General features: G+C 38.3%; 12 protein-coding genes and 1 pseudogene. 11 read left to right on the forward strand and 2 right to left on the reverse strand.

All coding sequences use genetic code 11. The features are described 5' to 3' along the window. Positions 1 to 10: 10 nt before the first annotated feature. The gene (locus NSQ79_RS02220; protein WP_002886729.1) at positions 11 to 850 is read left to right on the forward strand and encodes a CHAP domain-containing protein; all 840 of its coding nucleotides are present in this window, start codon (positions 11 to 13) and stop codon (positions 848 to 850) included. A gap of 326 nt (positions 851 to 1,176) precedes the next feature. On the opposite strand, the pseudogene NSQ79_RS02225 reads toward NSQ79_RS02220, so the two are convergent. Then, positions 1,177 to 2,158, reverse strand: a pseudogene (locus NSQ79_RS02225) (IS3 family transposase); the annotation flags it as partial. 1,323 nt (positions 2,159 to 3,481) lie between these two features. On the opposite strand from NSQ79_RS02225, the gene NSQ79_RS02230 reads away from it, so the two are divergent. The 8 genes from NSQ79_RS02230 to NSQ79_RS02265 all read left to right on the forward strand — a co-directional run bounded on the left by NSQ79_RS02230 (position 3,482) and on the right by NSQ79_RS02265 (position 15,367). Then, entirely contained in the window at positions 3,482 to 4,441 is a 960-nt protein-coding gene (locus tag NSQ79_RS02230; protein WP_049529144.1) for a competence protein CoiA family protein, read from the forward strand. Positions 4,442 to 4,451: 10 nt separating this feature from the next. Continuing rightward, positions 4,452 to 6,257, forward strand: coding sequence for an oligoendopeptidase F (pepF, locus tag NSQ79_RS02235; protein ID WP_014633523.1), 1,806 nt, complete (start codon positions 4,452 to 4,454; stop codon positions 6,255 to 6,257). Positions 6,258 to 6,469: 212 nt separating this feature from the next. Next, complete coding sequence (locus NSQ79_RS02240; RefSeq protein WP_049529141.1) at positions 6,470 to 7,690, forward strand: OFA family MFS transporter; 1,221 nt, start codon at positions 6,470 to 6,472, stop codon at positions 7,688 to 7,690. A 71-nt stretch (positions 7,691 to 7,761) separates the two neighbouring features. Further along, the gene (locus NSQ79_RS02245) at positions 7,762 to 8,469 is read left to right on the forward strand and encodes an O-methyltransferase (RefSeq protein WP_014633986.1); all 708 of its coding nucleotides are present in this window, start codon (positions 7,762 to 7,764) and stop codon (positions 8,467 to 8,469) included. Positions 8,470 to 8,530: 61 nt separating this feature from the next. After that, positions 8,531 to 9,673 (forward strand): peptidyl-prolyl cis-trans isomerase, encoded by a 1,143-nt coding sequence (locus NSQ79_RS02250; protein ID WP_002886735.1) that lies wholly within the window; start codon positions 8,531 to 8,533, stop codon positions 9,671 to 9,673. 379 nt (positions 9,674 to 10,052) lie between these two features. Beyond that, positions 10,053 to 12,671 carry an alanine--tRNA ligase gene (alaS, locus tag NSQ79_RS02255; protein WP_049529139.1) on the forward strand — a complete coding sequence of 873 codons (2,619 nt, stop codon included), beginning with the start codon at positions 10,053 to 10,055 and terminating at the stop codon, positions 12,669 to 12,671. An 81-nt stretch (positions 12,672 to 12,752) separates the two neighbouring features. Next, the gene (locus NSQ79_RS02260) at positions 12,753 to 14,432 is read left to right on the forward strand and encodes a hypothetical protein (protein ID WP_164332257.1); all 1,680 of its coding nucleotides are present in this window, start codon (positions 12,753 to 12,755) and stop codon (positions 14,430 to 14,432) included. A 212-nt stretch (positions 14,433 to 14,644) separates the two neighbouring features. Further along, positions 14,645 to 15,367, forward strand: a complete 723-nt coding sequence (locus tag NSQ79_RS02265) for a hypothetical protein (protein WP_241003672.1) — start codon at positions 14,645 to 14,647, stop codon at positions 15,365 to 15,367. A 38-nt stretch (positions 15,368 to 15,405) separates the two neighbouring features. On the opposite strand, the gene NSQ79_RS02270 is transcribed toward NSQ79_RS02265, so the two are convergent. Beyond that, positions 15,406 to 15,693 (reverse strand): hypothetical protein, encoded by a 288-nt coding sequence (locus tag NSQ79_RS02270; RefSeq protein WP_164332258.1) that lies wholly within the window; start codon positions 15,691 to 15,693, stop codon positions 15,406 to 15,408. Between the two features lie 540 nt (positions 15,694 to 16,233). Here NSQ79_RS02270 and NSQ79_RS02275 point away from each other — a divergent pair. Then, the gene (locus tag NSQ79_RS02275) at positions 16,234 to 17,493 is read left to right on the forward strand and encodes a replication-relaxation family protein (protein ID WP_225901276.1); all 1,260 of its coding nucleotides are present in this window, start codon (positions 16,234 to 16,236) and stop codon (positions 17,491 to 17,493) included. A 17-nt stretch (positions 17,494 to 17,510) separates the two neighbouring features. Beyond that, on the forward strand, positions 17,511 to 17,873 hold the full coding sequence (locus tag NSQ79_RS02280; RefSeq protein WP_049529136.1) for a hypothetical protein: 363 nt from the start codon (positions 17,511 to 17,513) through the stop codon (positions 17,871 to 17,873). Positions 17,874 to 17,910 lie beyond the last annotated feature (37 nt).

The raw sequence follows: 17,910 nt of genomic DNA on the forward strand, positions 1-17,910 counted from the left end.
GGAGGTAAAAATGAAGAAAAAATTACTAAATTGTCTTTTACCGCTAGCCTGTCTAGCGACTGTTTCGGTTTCGTGTGGCAGCTCTGCTCAGGCGGCTGTTCTCGGAGATGACTATCCATCCTCTTGGAAATATGGGGGCTTTGGTGTTGACCCTTGGACCATGTACTGGCGTCAGTGTACGTCCTTTGCAGCCTATCGCCTCAGTAACACTAATGGTTTCAACCTACCTGTAGGCTATGGGAATGCCATTACATGGGGAAGCATTGCACGTGCCAATGGTTACCGTGTCGACATGAATCCAGCCGTAGGGAGTATCGCCTGGTTCTCAGCTGGTGTCAATGGAGCAGGTCACATGGGACATGTCGCTTGGGTTGCGGAAGTTCGTGGTGATCAGGTGACCATTGAGGAGTACAACTACGATGCAGGTCAAGGGCCTGAGAAATATCACAAACGTAGTTTCCACAAGAGTCAAGTGTCTGGTTATATCCATTTTAAAGACCTCGAACCAGGGGCTCAAAATGGAAATCCTACTAACTCTTCTATCAAAGTTGGTGATACGGTTCGCTTCACAGGAACTTTCCGTGTAACATCTATAGTAGGAAATAACATCACTAGTCAAGATTTAGCTGGAGGCACACCAACCAAACACAATATCGTTGATCCTGGACCTGTTCTTGAAGTTGATGGACAAGGCAATCCTACTTCAGACCAGTACCTCAATCCTGGTGAGACCTTTACTATTCCAGGTAACTTCAAAGTGTTAGCCATTGACCCACCAAGTGATGGTGTCCTTGTCCAAATCGGAAATCGCAAAACTTGGGTAATCCAGTCTGTCCTTGAAAAGGTTTAAATCTATTGAACAATCGTGAGAATGGTTGCTATTTTGAGGGTATTAAATCATAATGTACTGACCCCAAAAGTTAGACAATTAATTTAAGCAAAGGATTTAGTTCTGTATCGCACAGGACTAAGTCCTTTTCTATCATTTGTCAAGTATATCAAGGTATTTGCCGAAAAATAGTTTGACTTTCATAGTCAAACTAAGGAAATTGTCTTTTTTTGAACTAAAGTTTAGTGTAAAAAGTGTACACTAAACCAACACCTTATCTGGTGATTTTTTTGATAAGGCGTTACAATAATATGGCATAAACAATTTTACTGATTTTGGGTAGCAGTATAACCATAAAACATCTCAGACTTCAGAATGCCAAAGAAGGATTCCATCATGCCGTTATCTGGACTATTGCCTTTACGTGACATGGACGGTTGGATTCTCTTGTCCTCTAAAAAATGATGATAGAAATCATGTTGATATTGCCATCCTAATCACTATGCAGAATAGTGTTCTCATAGCACTTCTCTGTGAAGGCTTGTTCCAACATCATTTTTACTTGTGCTAAGTTCGGTGACGTTGAAAGATTATAAGCAATAATTTCACTGTTGAAACCATCTAAAACTGGTGATAAATAAAGCTTTTGAGTGCTTGCTGGAATGGCAAACCCTGTCACATCTGTGTAGCACTTTTCCATTGGCTTTGATGCTTCAAACTGGCGTTGAATGAGATTCTCTGCTTTCATACCAACCTCTCCTTGGTATGAATAATACTTACGTTTACGACGAATTCGAGCACTTAAACCAAGAGCCTTCATCAGACGTTGCACTTTCTTATGATTTACCATAAAGCCACGTTTTCTCAATGCGAGAGTGATGTGACGATAGCCATAATTCCCTTGTATTCAGTAAAAATAGCTTGAATTTCAGCTTTGATAGTTTGGCTCTTATCCGTTTGATCCAGCTGTTTTAAGTGGTAATAATAGGTCGAATGAGCAAGCTTAATAATCTTTAGAAGAATCTCTAAAGTAAACTCTGTTACCAATCCTCGAACAATTTCCGTTTTTCTCTTTGCTCTTTTTCGTCCCTCAATCGGAGTTCTCTCATTTTTTAGAACCGCATTTTCTGCTTGAAGACGTTCTAGTTCCGTCATTTCTTCTAGCTTTTTCTTGTATTGTGCGAGCCAGTTAGGAAGCATCCCTTGATTTGGGAGAGAACATTCGAGAGAAACTCTATCTTGAGAACAGTATTCATGTAGGATTTTATCAATCATTTCTTCCTTTCTAAGTTCATAGATAAGGACTTTATCCTCATAAGTCAATTTCATAATAAAAACACCCTAGAAGTTAGATTTTTTCTGTCTAACTTTTGGGGTGTAGGTCATTTCACGGTTGGTTTTGACTAGTTAAGTAAAATCAAGTTAGTCGAAAATAATAAAAATAAAATTTTCTGATAGCTAACATATTCTATTGATCGTGACTAAAAAGCAAAGGATGTTTTCTAATTTTTCAATGGCAGCACAAATGCCTATATTATAGTGTTTTTGAACTGTTTCAACTATCTAAAAAGAGTATTTAAAAATATTTTCAAAAAATATGAAATAAATTAATTGACAAAAAATTATAATAAAGTATAATAGATTGTGTTAGGAAGAGTTTGTTTTTTGGAAGGGTGACTCCCTGATCAAAAAAGACTAGCTTAGAATCTGGAATTCTAAGTTATCAAATTCCAATGTTTCATTGTGATGATTTAAAAAGAGAAGATTTAAACAGCAAAAAAATTAGATTAATCGATTTAAAACATCAGCATCATCGTAGCGGGAGCTAGCGGTATTTTTAATCCGTGTAGAGCTAACGACAGATTCAAAAACAGCAGAATCGGTAGAGACTAATCTTCAAAAGCGAAGAGGGAGAGAAAATAAAGCAGTAACTGCTAATATACCTATCAGAAGGTGGACTAAACCTAATGACTGATAGGTGGTATGTTTTGAGAGTGGCGTTTTTAGCAATACTCTTCTAGGAAATAGTATCTTGTAAGCAGTATGACGTTCTGTGTAAAGAAGCTAGAGGGAAAGCTTCTCAGATTGACTGACTATCAATCACAAGATACTCTTGACCAGAAACCATTTTGAGCCAACACAATTTTGAGTTTGTTGGTACTGAACTGCACCTAGGAAATTGGTGGTTCAATGTTAGTAAATAGAGACTTTAACTTGTAAAAGTCTAAAAATTGTTTTATCTCATTATCAACTCAAGGATTAAGTTTTTAGTGGGATTGAGGAATAAAAGGGTGAAAAGCATATTGGGATGATGCTTCAGTGACGGAATTTGATCAGATGTTTGTGAGAGCATCTGTCTATGCTACATTGACTATTTTTAATGGTTATGTTGGATAGAAACTGTTTTCAAGATCCTGATACCAAGGAAAGTTGGGGGATTTTCCTTTAGGTATCGAGATTGTTGAAAAGAGATCGAATGGACTGAGTGGCACTTGTATCCTAGGTTAAGCTATACACCTATAAACCTAAGTTTCCATACAGCAGGGAGCAAGTTTCAGTTTGAATGGGGGATGCATCTAGAGTAATCTAGATGTTTTTTTATTTTGTGAATTCTTTTACGAATAAGTAAGAGAGTGCACGAAGGAGAGAGTCATGTTAATTGCAAAAAATCAGGAGGGAAACCTCGTTTTAGCTCTAGAAACCTGTTTGAAACGTAAGGAATCCTATAGCTGTCCTGGATGCCAGGGAGTTGTCCTATTGAGGCATGGCCAGGTAATGTGCCCACATTTTGCTCATAAATCTTTGCAAGATTGTCAGTTCTTCTCGGAGAATGAATCGGCTCAACATTTATCGCTTAAGGCAGCCTTATATAAATCTTTGGTTAATCATGGTGAAAAAGTAAGTATTGAAAAGGTTTTGTCCGAGTTGGGGCAAATTGCAGATTTATTTGTTGGCGATTCCCTGGCTCTAGAAGTTCAGTGTTCTCGTTTATCCCAGCAACGTTTGAGAGAGAGGACATGTGCCTATCACCAAGCAGGTTACGAAGTGCGTTGGCTTTTGGGTGAGGAACTCTGGTTGAATGGACGTTTAACAGACCTACAGCGGGACTTTCTCTATTTTACGGCTAAGATAGGATTTCACCTATGGGAGCTTGATTGGAAGCGAGAGGAAATTAGACTTAAGTATCTCATCTATGAGGATATTTTTGGGAAAGTCTATTATTTAACTAAGGCCTGGTCGTTAACCGAAAATCTCATGACAGTTTTACGTTTTCCTTATCAAGCAGAGCAGGTTGAGACTTATCAAGTAACTCAGCGAAAGAAGGTCTCACATGTGATTCAACGAGAATTAATGGGGAAAAATCCAAGGTGGATGAGAAGGCAGGAAGAAGCCTATCTTAAGGGAATGAATTTGTTATGCCTGTCTGATCAGGATTTTTTTCCACAAGTGAGATTTCCAGAATCTAAGCAGGGTTTTGTACAAATTAGACAGTCACTTGAAGGATTTGAAAAGTTTTTTATGCAATATTATCGAAAAAGGCGTTTTTCTTATCGACAAACTCTCTACCCTCCCACCTTTTATGCTAAAATAGTAAAGAATAGATACAATTAAGGAGAATATTATGTCAGACAATCGTGCTCATTTAGAAGAGAAATACACATGGGATTTGACGACCATTTTTGCGACAGATGCAGATTGGGAGACTGAATATGAAAGCACTGTTCAGGATTTGAAGAAGGCTAGTGCTTATGCAGGTCATCTCTTAGATTCTGCTAAGAACTTGCTTGAGGCAACAGAACTTTATATGAGCCTTATGCGTCGCTTGGAGAAAATCTATGTGTATGCGTCAATGAAAAATGACCAAGACACAACAGTAGGGCTTTACCAAGAGTATCAAGCTAAGGCCTCAAACCTTTACTCACAGTTGAGTGAAGCCTTTGCTTACTTTGAGCCTGAATTTATGGCCTTGGATGATAAGAAATTAGCTGAATTTAAAGAACAAGAGCCAGGTCTTGGACTTTATGACCACTATTTCGAACGCCTTTTGGCAAACAAGGACCATGTTCTTTCTCAAGAAGCTGAGGAGCTCTTGGCAGCAGCTGGTGATATTTTCAACGGTCCAACGGATACCTTCAATGTCTTAGATAATGCTGATATCCTCTTCCCATGGGTATCAGATGGTCAAGGGGATGTGGTTGAGTTGACGCATGGTAACTTTATCACTCTCATGGAATCTAAGGACCGTGACATTCGTAAGGGAGCTTATGAAGCGATGTATGGGACTTATGAGCAGTTCCAACATACTTATGCACAAACACTCCAAGGCGTTGTCAAGGTTCACAATTACCAAGCCAAAGTTCGTCACTATAATTCAGCACGTCATGCAGCACTTGCGGCTAACTTTATTCCAGAGAGTGTTTATGACTCACTCTTGGAATCAGTGAACAAGCATTTGCCACTTTTACACCGTTACCTAGATTTGCGTAAGAAGGTCTTGGGACTTGATGAGCTTAAGATGTATGACGTCTATACACCACTTTCTGAGACTGAAACTGCTCTTACTTATGAAGAATCTCTCAAGAAAGCAGAAGAAGTCTTGGCAATCTTTGGTGAAGAGTATAGTAAAGGGGTCCATGCAGCCTTTACGGAACGTTGGATTGACGTTCACCCTAACAAAGGAAAACGTTCAGGGGCTTACTCAGGTGGTGCCTACGATACCAATGCCTTCATGCTTTTGAACTGGCAAGACACTTTGGACAATCTCTTTACCTTGGTTCACGAAACTGGCCATAGTTTGCATTCAACGTTCACACGTCAGACTCAACCATATGTTTACGGAGATTACCCAATCTTCTTGGCAGAAATTGCGTCTACAACCAATGAAAATATCTTGACAGAAACGCTTCTTAAAGAGGTTAAAGATGACAAGACACGTTTTGCTATTCTTAACCACTATTTGGATGGCTTCAAGGGAACTGTCTTCCGTCAAACCCAATTTGCTGAGTTTGAACATGCTATCCATGAGGCAGATGCATCTGGTCAAATCTTGACAGCGGACTTCATGAATAAGCTTTACGCAGACCTCAATGAGAAATACTATAACCTTAAAGCTGAGGATAACTACGAAATTCAGTTTGAGTGGGAACGTATTCCGCATTTCTACATGAATTACTATGTCTACCAATACGCTACAGGATTTGCTGCGGCAAGCTACTTGGCTGAAAAAATTGTTCACGGTACTGAAGAAGATAAAGAAGCTTACCTTACTTACCTTAAGGCGGGAAGCTCAGACTATCCTTTGGAAGTCATCAAGAAAGCTGGTGTTGATATGACCAATACCGACTACTTAGATGCTGCCTTCAAAGTTTTTGAAGACCGTCTCGTTGAATTGGAAGTCTTGGTTGAAAAAGGTGTTCACCTTTCGTAAAAAGAAGTTACCATATGAGAGAATCATTCTGAATCAGGATGATTCTTTTTATGTCTAAAAAACGAACGTTTACTAAAATAAAAGCTCTAATTGATTTGGAAATGAGTTAATGAGCATATTTATAGCCCCTAGTTTATATTCATGATAGACTAAAAACCTAACGTTTTGTATTTTATAAGTGAACAATGTTCAGAAATAGAAAGTAGGTTTTTGTGAAAACAACCAATCGTTATCTTGTAGCAACGTGTGGTGTCTTACTCCATCTCATGTTGGGGTCTACCTATGCTTGGAGTATCTATCGTAATCCTATTATGGCCCAGACTGGCTGGGATCAATCTTCAGTTTCTTTTGCCTTTTCGTTGGCTATCTTTTGTCTAGGGCTTTCTGCAGCTTTCATGGGGCGTCTGGTTGAAAAATTTGGTCCTAGAGTGACTGGGAGTATGTCGGCTGTTCTCTATGCTGGGGGTAACATTCTGACAGGAGTTGCCATTGCTCATGGAGAGCTGTGGATGCTTTATCTTGGTTATGGTATTCTTGGTGGTCTAGGACTGGGTGTGGGTTATATTACGCCTGTTTCAACTATTATTAAGTGGTTTCCTGATAAGCGTGGACTTGCGACTGGCCTTGCCATTATGGGCTTTGGCTTTGCCTCATTGTTAACCAGTCCCATTGCTCAATATCTGATTCAGGCACGTGGTGTTGAGCAGACCTTTTATACCTTGGGAGTCGTTTATTTTGTTGTTATGCTTTTTGTCTCACAATTCATTAAACGACCAAGTGTAGAGGAAGCACAACTGTTGGCTGACAAGAGTCCGAACCGTCAGGCTGCTGATTTGAGCAAGGGAGTTACGGCTAATGAGGCTCTGAAATCATCAACTTTCTACTGGTTATGGCTTATTCTGTTTATCAATATTTCATGTGGCTTAGCCCTTGTTTCTGCTATTTCTCCAATGGCTCAAGATATGGTTGGGATGTCAGCTGAATCAGCGGCAGTTGTTGTAGGTGTTATGGGAATCTTTAATGGTTTTGGTCGCCTTCTGTGGGCAGGCTTGTCGGATTATATTGGGCGTCCGAAGACCTTTGTTCTCCTCTTTGTGGTTAATATTGTTATGGCTGTCCTCCTAATTGTCCTGCAAGTTCCACTTGTCTTTGTGGTTGCGATGGCTGTTCTGATGACTTGCTACGGGGCAGGTTTCTCATTAATTCCTCCCTATCTTAGCGATATCTTTGGGGCAAAGGAGTTGGCTACCCTTCATGGTTATATTTTGACTGCCTGGGCGATGGCGGCCTTAGTGGGGCCAATGCTTTTATCCGTAACCTACGAATTGATAAAATCATACCAGATGACCTTGCTTGTTTTCATCGCTCTTTACGTGGTGGCTTTGGTCGTTTCCTACCTCTTGAAAAAGAGGGGGTTACGTCAAGTAGCTTAATGATGACGATTTGAGTTATAGATAAGAAAAATCTCTAGCACTCGCTAGGGATTTTTTATATAATAAAACACATGGTTAAATCATATAGTAAAAACGCAAATCACAACATGCGTCGTCCAGTAGTCAACAAGGATATCGTGGACTACATGCGAACGCATCTTCAGGAAAATAAAGGGCATTTGGCTGAACTGGAGGCCTTTGCTCGTAAGGAAAATATTCCAATTATCCAGCACGAAGTAGTTGCTTATTTCCGATTTTTGTTGCAGACCTTGCAGCCTAAGAAAATCCTTGAGGTAGGAACAGCTATTGGTTTTTCAGCCCTTCTTATGGCTGAGTATGCGCCTGATGCTCAGATTACAACGGTTGATCGTAATGAAGAAATGATTGGCTTTGCCAAGGAAAATCTAGCCAAGTATGACAGCCGCAAACAAATTACCTTGGTCGAAGGAGATGCAGCAGAAGTTTTGCAAGATTTGGACACTGACTATGATTTTGTCTTTATGGACTCAGCCAAGTCTAAATATATCGTCTTTCTGCCTGAAATCCTAAAACGTCTCAAGGTAGGTGGTGTCATCGTCTTTGATGATATCTTCCAAGGGGGCGATATTGCCAAAGATATCATGGAGGTTCGTCGTGGTCAGCGTACGATTTACCGTGGCTTGCATCGTCTTTTTGATGCGACCTTAGATAACCCTGGATTGACTGCTAGTTTGGTCCCTATGAGTGACGGACTTCTTATGCTTCGGAAAAATTCTGAAAATATTATCTTGCCAGATTAAGCATTATTTAAGTAAGTGTGGTATAATAACAAAGATATTGACAATTTAAGGAGTAGATAAAATGGCTAAAGAAAATGAAAACCTTGAGTCAACAGAAGAAACTGTTGAAGAGGTTGTAGCAGACAAAGACGCAGAACAAGAGCATCTTGATCGCCAAAAAGAAGAAGAGGAAAGCATCGCCCTCGCCAGTGAAAAAGCGAAAGAAAAAGCTAAACGTGCTAAAACTAAAAAGACACGTGATGCTGGTAAACCAAGCTCAGGTGGTCGCTTCCTTGGAGGTCTTGCCCTTGTAGCTGTTTCAGCTCTCGTTGGTGCAGGTGCTATGTATGTTTCTCTAGGTAACAAAACAACTGAAGAAACAACTTTGGTATCTATGAAAGGTGATACTGTTACTGTTGGTGATGTTTTTGATTCACTTAAAGGTAGTAGCCAAACACAACAAAGTGTTTTGAGTGCAACTTTGCAAAAGGCTCTTGAAAAAGAATATGGTAGCAAAGTCAGCAAAGAAGACGTTGACAAAGCTTATAAGCAAGCTTCAGAACAATACGGAGATCAATTCTCACAAGTACTTGCAGCCTATGGTCAAACAGAAGAGTCATACCGCACTCAAATCCGTACACAAAAATTGGTTGAGTACGCTGTTAACCAAGCCGCACAAAAAGATTTGACGGAAGCAAATTACAAGGCTGCCTATGATAACTACACACCAAATACAGAGGTGCAAGTGGTTTCAACTACTGATAAAGCAGTGGCAGATAAGGTGGACTCTGAAGCTAAGGCAGAAGGAGCAGATTTCTCACAAGTAGCTAAAGATAACAGCTTGGAAGTGACTTCTAAGACGGTTAACTCAGCTTCTCAAGACTTCCCAGCAGATGTTTTGACAGCAGCCTTCAAACAAGATGCTAATGCCGTCTCTGACGTAGTGACTGTTTCAAACAGCTCAACTGGTGCTGCGACTTACTACATCGTCAAAACTGTTTCAAAATCTGAGAAAAATGCAGATTGGAAAAACTATAAGGATGATTTGACTAAGGTTATCATCAATGGTAAGAAATCTGATACTAACTTCACTAACTCAGTGATTGCTAAGGTCCTTAAGAAATATAATGTTAAAGTTGTAGACAAGGCCTTTAGCGCAATTCTTGACCAGTATGTGACTGGTTCTGGGGCTTCATCAAGTTCATCATCAAGCTCTAGCAAATAAATCACAAGATAGAGTTGATAATGCTATTATCAGCTTGACCTAAGACCTAAAACACGTTAAAATGGAGAGTGGCTGAAAGTTCTAATATCATGACATTTTTAGCCTTCCCTTTGAGATTGGTAATCATCGCTTCTGATACAGAAAAATGGCGGTCGCTGCGAGCCATGGACGAATCTGGTTACTTGCTACTCAAAGTTCACAATTAAAGACAAATAAGAATGACAAGTTCATTGAATGAAGGTGGTACCGCGGTTCACGTCGCCCTTCGTTTAGTGGACTTGTCTTTTATTCTTTGGGTATTTCGCTGTGTGTCGCTATCGACTATGTGGAAATGCTCGAGAATAACTCAAAATAAAAAACAATTAATTAAGGAGAAACAATGAAACAACTTACTTCAGCACAAATTCGTCAAATGTGGCTTGATTTCTGGAAATCAAAAGGTCACGCTGTTGAACCATCAGCTAACTTGGTTCCAGTTAACGATCCAACCCTTCTTTGGATTAACTCAGGGGTTGCCACTTTGAAAAAATACTTTGATGGCTCTGTGATTCCTGAAAATCCACGTATCACTAACTCACAAAAGGCTATTCGTACCAACGATATCGAAAATGTTGGTAAGACAGCTCGTCACCACACAATGTTTGAAATGCTTGGTAACTTCTCAGTTGGTGACTACTTCCGTGATGAAGCCATCGAATGGGGTTATGAGCTTTTGACAAGCCCAGAGTGGTTTGATTTTCCAAAAGACAAACTTTACATGACTTACTATCCAGATGATAAAGATTCATACAACCGTTGGATTGCTTGCGGTGTTGAACCTAGTCATTTGATTCCAATTGAAGATAACTTCTGGGAAATCGGTGCTGGCCCTTCAGGACCAGACACTGAGATTTTCTTTGACCGTGGCGAAGACTTTGACCCTGACAATATTGGTATCCGTTTGCTTGAAGAAGATATTGAAAACGACCGTTACATTGAAATTTGGAACATCGTTTTGTCACAATTCAACGCAGATCCAGCTGTTCCACGTTCAGAATATAAGGAACTTCCTAATAAAAACATTGATACGGGCGCAGGTCTTGAACGTCTTGTAGCCGTAATGCAAGGGGCTAAAACAAACTTTGAAACAGACCTCTTCATGCCTATCATTCGTGAAATCGAAAAAATGTCTGGTAAAACTTATGATCCAGATGGTGACACAATGAGCTTCAAGGTCATCGCTGACCACATCCGTTCATTGGCATTTGCCATTGGTGATGGTGCCCTTCCAGGTAATGAAGGTCGTGGTTATGTCCTTCGTCGTCTTCTCCGTCGTGCCGTAATGCACGGCCGTCGTCTCGGCATTTCTGATGCTTTCTTGTACAAACTTGTTCCAACTGTTGGTCAAATCATGGAAAGCTATTACCCAGAAGTTCTTGAGAAGAAAGACTTTATCGAAAAAATCGTTAAACGTGAAGAAGAAACCTTTGCACGTACCATCGATGCAGGTTCAAGCATGCTTGACGAGCTTCTTGCTAACCTTAAGAAATCTGGTAAAGATACGCTTGAAGGTAAAGATATCTTTAAACTTTACGATACTTATGGATTCCCAGTGGAATTGACAGAAGAGTTGGCTGAAGATGAAGGCTTCAAGATTGACCATGAAGGTTTCAAAGCTGCCATGAAAGAACAACAAGAACGTGCGCGTGCTAGCGTGGTTAAAGGTGGTTCTATGGGTATGCAAAATGAAACCCTCGCCAACATCACTGAACCATCTGAGTTCTTGTATGAAGCGGAAACTGCTGAAAGCCGTTTGAGCGTTATCGTTGCTGATGATGCTCGTCATGATAGTGTTAACTCTGGTCAAGCACTCCTTGTCTTTGAAAAAACACCATTCTACGCTGAAATGGGTGGACAAGTAGCAGACCACGGTACGATCTCAGATGCAGCTGGTACTGTTGTTGCGCGTGTGGTTGATGTTCAACGTGCACCAAATGGACAAGCCCTTCACACTGTTGAGGTTGAAGGTGAACTTGTTGTAGGTGCTAACTATAAACTTGAAATTGACCACACACGTCGTCACCGTGTTATGAAGAACCACACAGCAACTCACCTCTTGCATGCTGCTCTTCATAATATTGTTGGTGATCATGCTGTTCAAGCGGGTTCTCTTAATGAACAAGAATTCTTGCGTTTCGACTTCACTCACTTTGAGGCTGTAACTCCAGAAGAATTGCGTGCTATCGAAGAACAAGTCAACGAAGAAATCTGGAAAGCAACTCCAGTAACAACTATTGAAACAGACATTGACACTGCTAAATCAATGGGAGCTATGGCCCTCTTTGGCGAAAAATATGGTAAGAATGTTCGCGTCGTTTCAATCGGTGATTACTCTGTTGAGCTTTGTGGTGGTACGCACGTTGCCAACACTGCTGAAATCGGTATGTTCAAGATTGTCAAAGAAGAAGGTATCGGTTCAGGAACACGTCGTATCTTGGCAGTGACATCACGTGAAGCTTACCTTGCTTACCGTGAAGAAGAAGATGCCCTTAAAGCAATCGCAGCAACACTTAAGGCACCACAATTGAAAGAAGTACCTAACAAGGTTGCTAGCCTTCAAGAGCAGTTGCATGCCCTTCAAAAAGAAAATGCTGCTCTTAAAGAAAAAGCAGCAGCAGCAGCAGCTGGTGATGTCTTCAAAGACGTTAAAGAAGCTAACGGTGTTCGTTACATCGCTAGCCAAGTGGAAGTATCTGACGCAGGTGCCCTTCGTACATTTGCTGACCAATGGAAACAAGCAGACTACTCTGACATCCTTGTCCTTGCAGCTCACATTGGCGAAAAAGTTAATGTCCTTGTAGCAAGCAAGTCTAAGGATGTTCACGCAGGTAATGTCATCAAGGTTCTTGCACCAATCGTATCAGGTCGTGGTGGTGGTAAACCAGATATGGCCATGGCCGGTGGTAGCGATGCCAATGGTATCCAAGATCTTCTTTCAGCAGTAGCAGAACAGCTTTAAGATGTGATACAATAAAAGAAACTTGAAAAGGTAGGATGAAAATCCTATCTTTTTTAATAGATTCACATTCTTGGGGGGATTATGGAAGATAAAAATGTTAGGGATTTTAACGATGTGCTTATATTCATAATTACAGTCTTTTTCTCGTTTTGTTTTTCACTGATGTATATTGAGTGGCAAAATTCTTATAATCAACAAACTGACCGCTATTTAAATGGTTATGCTTATGTGACAGGTTTCAGTTCGGTTGATGCCTATGTGAAATTAACAGATCCTGATGTTCTAGCTGTCCAATCAACTGGCAATATCCAATATTCCGATAACTATATGATGTCTCAAAACTATCGTTATCATGATTCTTTTAAAAACACAGAGAAAACATCTCAAAAGGATAATCAATATTATCGTCTATCTATATATGATGTTAATGACACTAGTAATCAACCGATTGAGGTAGACCTTTTTAAGTTTGTACCAGAGTTAAAGAAAGGTAAAGAGATTAGCAATCTTAAAGCAAAGCTTTATGAAGAGAATCAGAAAGCCTATGTTCTTGTTACTTTTGAAGGCACAAAGGTCGGGAAAAATCGTGAGCCTGCTTATACTTTTGAGGTTTCAAAAGATGATAAAACATTAAAGTTAATAAGCAATTTCTCAAACGCTAGCCTTTATGATATCAATACTATCCCAAAACAGGAACAAAGTGTAAAAGGCTATTTACCTCAGACTATTGGGATTATCAATAATCTTGGTAATAATCTTTTATCTAATGTTCATACTTTAGATTCGGGACGTGTTGCTATTAGTGTTGGGGCTTTTGATGGTACATCGAGAACGATTTATGACCAAAATTCTAAACTTCTAGAGATGGCTAAAAATGATAGTTATCAATTGGTAGTTACAGATAGTTTTTGTAATGATCAGGCAAAGACCCAAAGTCTTTTGGATTTATACAAAGAAGATGGTAAGACTAGTTTTATAGACAGCTTGGTAGCTAAAGCAGATACAACAATTGATGGACAAGAACACCTCTTGTCAAATTTTCAGGATTTTGACAGATGGATATATCGAAACGTCAGCTTGACAAGAAAAGAGTTTAAATCTCGAGAGGATGTTCAAGCCATTTTATATGATCCGAATTCAACCTTGCTTCCGATTGGTGTTAACGCCTTAGATAATAGTCTCGTAACTTACGATTTAGCTTCAGGGCCTTTATATAGTTTTTATACTTATAGTATAGGTTCTGAAACAAGTAAACTAAAGAAAAGTATCGAACTGATTCAAAATTGGAGAGCTGGTTTTAAGGACAATGAGGTCGTTAAGGAATTGTATTATGAGAAATACTATAGGAGTGACTACAGTCCCTATATAAAACGTATTGATACTGCAAATGCGAACCAAGAACTCAAACAAATCTTATTTATGCAAGAGAGTATTTTTAAATTGCTTCAATCAAATCCCTTTGAAAATGCGATGAAAGAGGGTAAAGATGCTTTCAACCGTATTATTAATGAAGGAACACCTGTTGGTTTGTATTCCATTCTTGATGCACCTAGGGATGCTATTTATAATGGTTCATTTAACATTAGTCCAGATATGGTACAGAGAGGTTATCTTTTAGGTACAACTCCAAGTAATCAAGCGAAAGAAAAATATGGCATTAGCGAATTTGAAGGTCCGAGAACACAGGCAGTGTATAATAGTATGTCTTTTGTTCAAAATGGTAAGGCCATAACAGTAATAATCCCAAGGGAGGAAGAGTAGATGGCTTTAATTAAAGAACTTTTCAAAGATAAAGTGAGAATCGTGATTATTCTTCTAGGAGCATTACTTGGCTTCTATCTTGCTTATAGGCACAAACCCATAGAGTCTTATTCACATAAAATGAAACCATTAAGAGATCCACTCCTCTTCGAGATATTCGAACGGTTCAGGACAATGTACTGTATCTTCCTGAAAATCAAAATTATGTCGCCTTGACTAAAGATTATCTGATACTATTTGATGAATACTACCATAGGGGTGAAGATATTAGGGATAACTATGACATCACTGATAAGGATTACTACAAGGTGATGATTTATAACCCTTTTAACCCCAAGAAGATTTACAAAAAATGGGATGTCTTGAAAATCTTACGAAAGGATTTTCCTGAAGAATATGTTAGTGATCTGGATCTTGACAAGGATATCAGTGGGAAAAGTTATCTTATCGTAACTACTTTGATTACTAATTCTGGTGGAGAACGTGATAGAATTGGCCGACGAAGGGTCTTTGATTTTGAGACTGGCAAGTTCGTGACGGGAGTTGCTATTCAAGGTGGAGTAGATAAAGATGATAAACAGATTTACAAACGAGACTATTTTAGTAAATCGCTAAATGAAAGATTAGATTATTATGGACTTCGTATTCGGAATAGATCTAATGCAGTATTTCTAGAGTTGTCTGACCCAAATACTTTTAGAATTAGGGAATTAAACATCAGTTCCAATAAAGCACTTATGACAATTTTGAATAAGGAAGTTTCTGGAGAGTTGGTCTTCTTTGGAGATGATGCTCTAGAGCAAGTTTCTCATTTGTTGGCTAAGCCAGATAAGGCGGATATGCTTAGTGGAACAAAACTTTCCGCTTCTGAGTCAAAGGATGGACAAGAGCATGATATTGGTTCGCTTCAAGACTACAATACCTGGGCAAGGTAAAAATATTATTGAAGAGCTGAACTTTCAGCTCTTTTTTTCTATTTTTGAGAGTCATTATACGTTTCTTTATTAGTCTTCTCAGCATCCTTTCTTTGCTTAATTTCTTTCTTTACTTCTTTAACCTTATTTTGTGTTTCAACAACTAACTCATCAATAGATAAATCTGGATTTTCTAGTTTTTTCAATTCAAAATAGATTTGGCCTAGTTTATCTGTTTGTGATTTTAGATAGGCTTTAAGTTGCTCTGTAGCTTCTTTCTTTTGTTGTTCTAAAGCTTCAAGTTCCTTAATAAAATCTGATTCAGTTTTTTTGTTTTTTCCTGCCATAATTTGCCCCTTAATTATTAATTATATCTAATAGTATAGAGTAAGAATATTAAAAGTCAACCCATGTCACTCCCTTGAAAATAATCTATTCTAGGGTATACTGAACACTATAGCGACCTATTATAAATGAATCCTAATAGTAGTTATTAAGTGCTTAAAGTCCCATAAAATCAGTTGTTACGAGTGTTATGTGATAACCAGATTTTATGAATGAAAGTATAGAGAGAACAAAAGTCTAAGAGTTTACTGTATTTATAGGGTTGATTACTAATATTAGAAACTCGTAAATTATAAATGAGTAAATAGTGATTACTATTTAGCTAGAATAACCCATGTTTTTTAGGGATTATCGTTATAAAAATAAACTACGACGTTATGAATGAGAGGAGATGAAAGTATCAATCAGTATTTTACGGGTACAAAGGAATGCTTGAGCAGGTCTATATCAAAGGCTAAGCATAACTTTAAAAATAATATCTATACTCTTCGAAAAAAGACCAGACTATATACCCTATTGATTGACTATTTTAGGACTACAAAATGCAAGATATAAAAAATAGAGATTTTACCTCACTTATTTCAAATAAAATTCATTACACTCAGAGAAATAAAATAGCTTCTTATTTTGTTTCAAAAAAGCAAAATATCTCACTGTCGTTTTCAGAAGAGGAACTTATCATCTTTTATCATTTACTAAGGTTTGGTTATTTTGATAAGGAAATAGTAGACCTCATTTATACTGCAGTAACTCGAAAATCCAAAACCCCTAATTCATGGTTTTATCGTCTTGTTGGAAAGGTGAATCATCCTATTTTAGCATGTTCGGATGCTAGAAGCGGTAAGAGAAAGATATATTATCTGAACAAAGGTTTTAGTACCTGGTTGCTTACTATGATTAAGGGGATTGATAAAATACGGTTGCTAACAACAACGACAGAATATGATAGGTCAGTATATAGCATTGTCAGTAATAATCTTCTAGGAGGAAAACCTCAAACCGTAAATATTCATGATCTAGAGACCAGACGATTAGTTGCTAAAATCTTAAACAAGCTTTTCTTTAAAAACCAAGACAAGTCTGTTTATGACCTAAACATACAAGTCGTATTTCCTATTAGTCGGGTTAATCTTTTAATGGTTCCTGATGCTGTTGTATTTGTGAACGATAGCCCTTTTTTTATTGAGTATGACCGAGCAACAGAACGTCAAACAATTCTACTTTCTAAAATATTTGGTTACGCAGAAGAACCAGCATTCGAAAATTCTAGTTTATTTTTCGTTTTCGAGAATAGTCGTAAAGATAATACGCAGGTATCTCAACGTTTAATGAACTTTTTGGAATATGTAAATGAGGTTGAGGTTGAAGGTGTGACTGGACATGACATGTTAAAGCGTAAAAATATTTCTTTATTCAGTCAAACAACAACAAATGCATCTGACGTTATTGTCGAAATCATTCAAGAAAGGATGTTTTCAAATCATAAAGATTGGTGTGATTGCGAGGCTTATGATTTTTCTGAATTTCAGAAAATAGATTATCTTGTAAAGGAGATATCAGAACCTTTAGATGATGATAAATTCCAGTTATCAGCTGTTGTTGAAACTGACTCATGGGAATTGAAAGAGTATCCTATGGTGACTATGACGTATATCAAAAGTGACTTGATTCCACACTTAACTAGTCTCTATGAAGAATTCTCAATAGAGTATGAACATATGATTATTGTATTCCCAAAAGAAGTTCTACCAGAAAAAATAAAACTTCCTTTTGATGATTATTTTTTGATTGTTTATAGATAGAGTAAAGGTATTTGTAAATGGATTATTTGGAATACTTAGGAAGAAGACTTGTATGGCTAGTTGTTTCGCTTGTAGTTGTAATCGTAGTAAAAAGACCAAGAATTTTGAAAAGGCTAGCTATAGTTAGTGATGTAGCTATTGGAAAAATCCACTACTTTATTTTTCTAACGATTGCTTGGCTAGTTCTTGTCACATATTTTATTTTGTACTTGTTTACGGTAGTTTCTTTTTTCCTATCATGGCATTCGCTAACCCTGAATAATGTGCTGGAAGTGATTTTGCAAACCGTATTAATCATACCAACACTCTATACGTTATTTGTTTCACATAACGAGGTCATCAAGAAGGTTGATGAATTCTTATCAGCGAAAAAAGAATAAGTCACGCGCAGCAACTGTAACATATAATCATTCTCTC

This window comes from Streptococcus sp. FSL W7-1342 (assembly GCF_037966635.1).
Taxonomy (GTDB): Bacteria; Bacillota; Bacilli; order Lactobacillales; family Streptococcaceae; genus Streptococcus; species Streptococcus salivarius_D.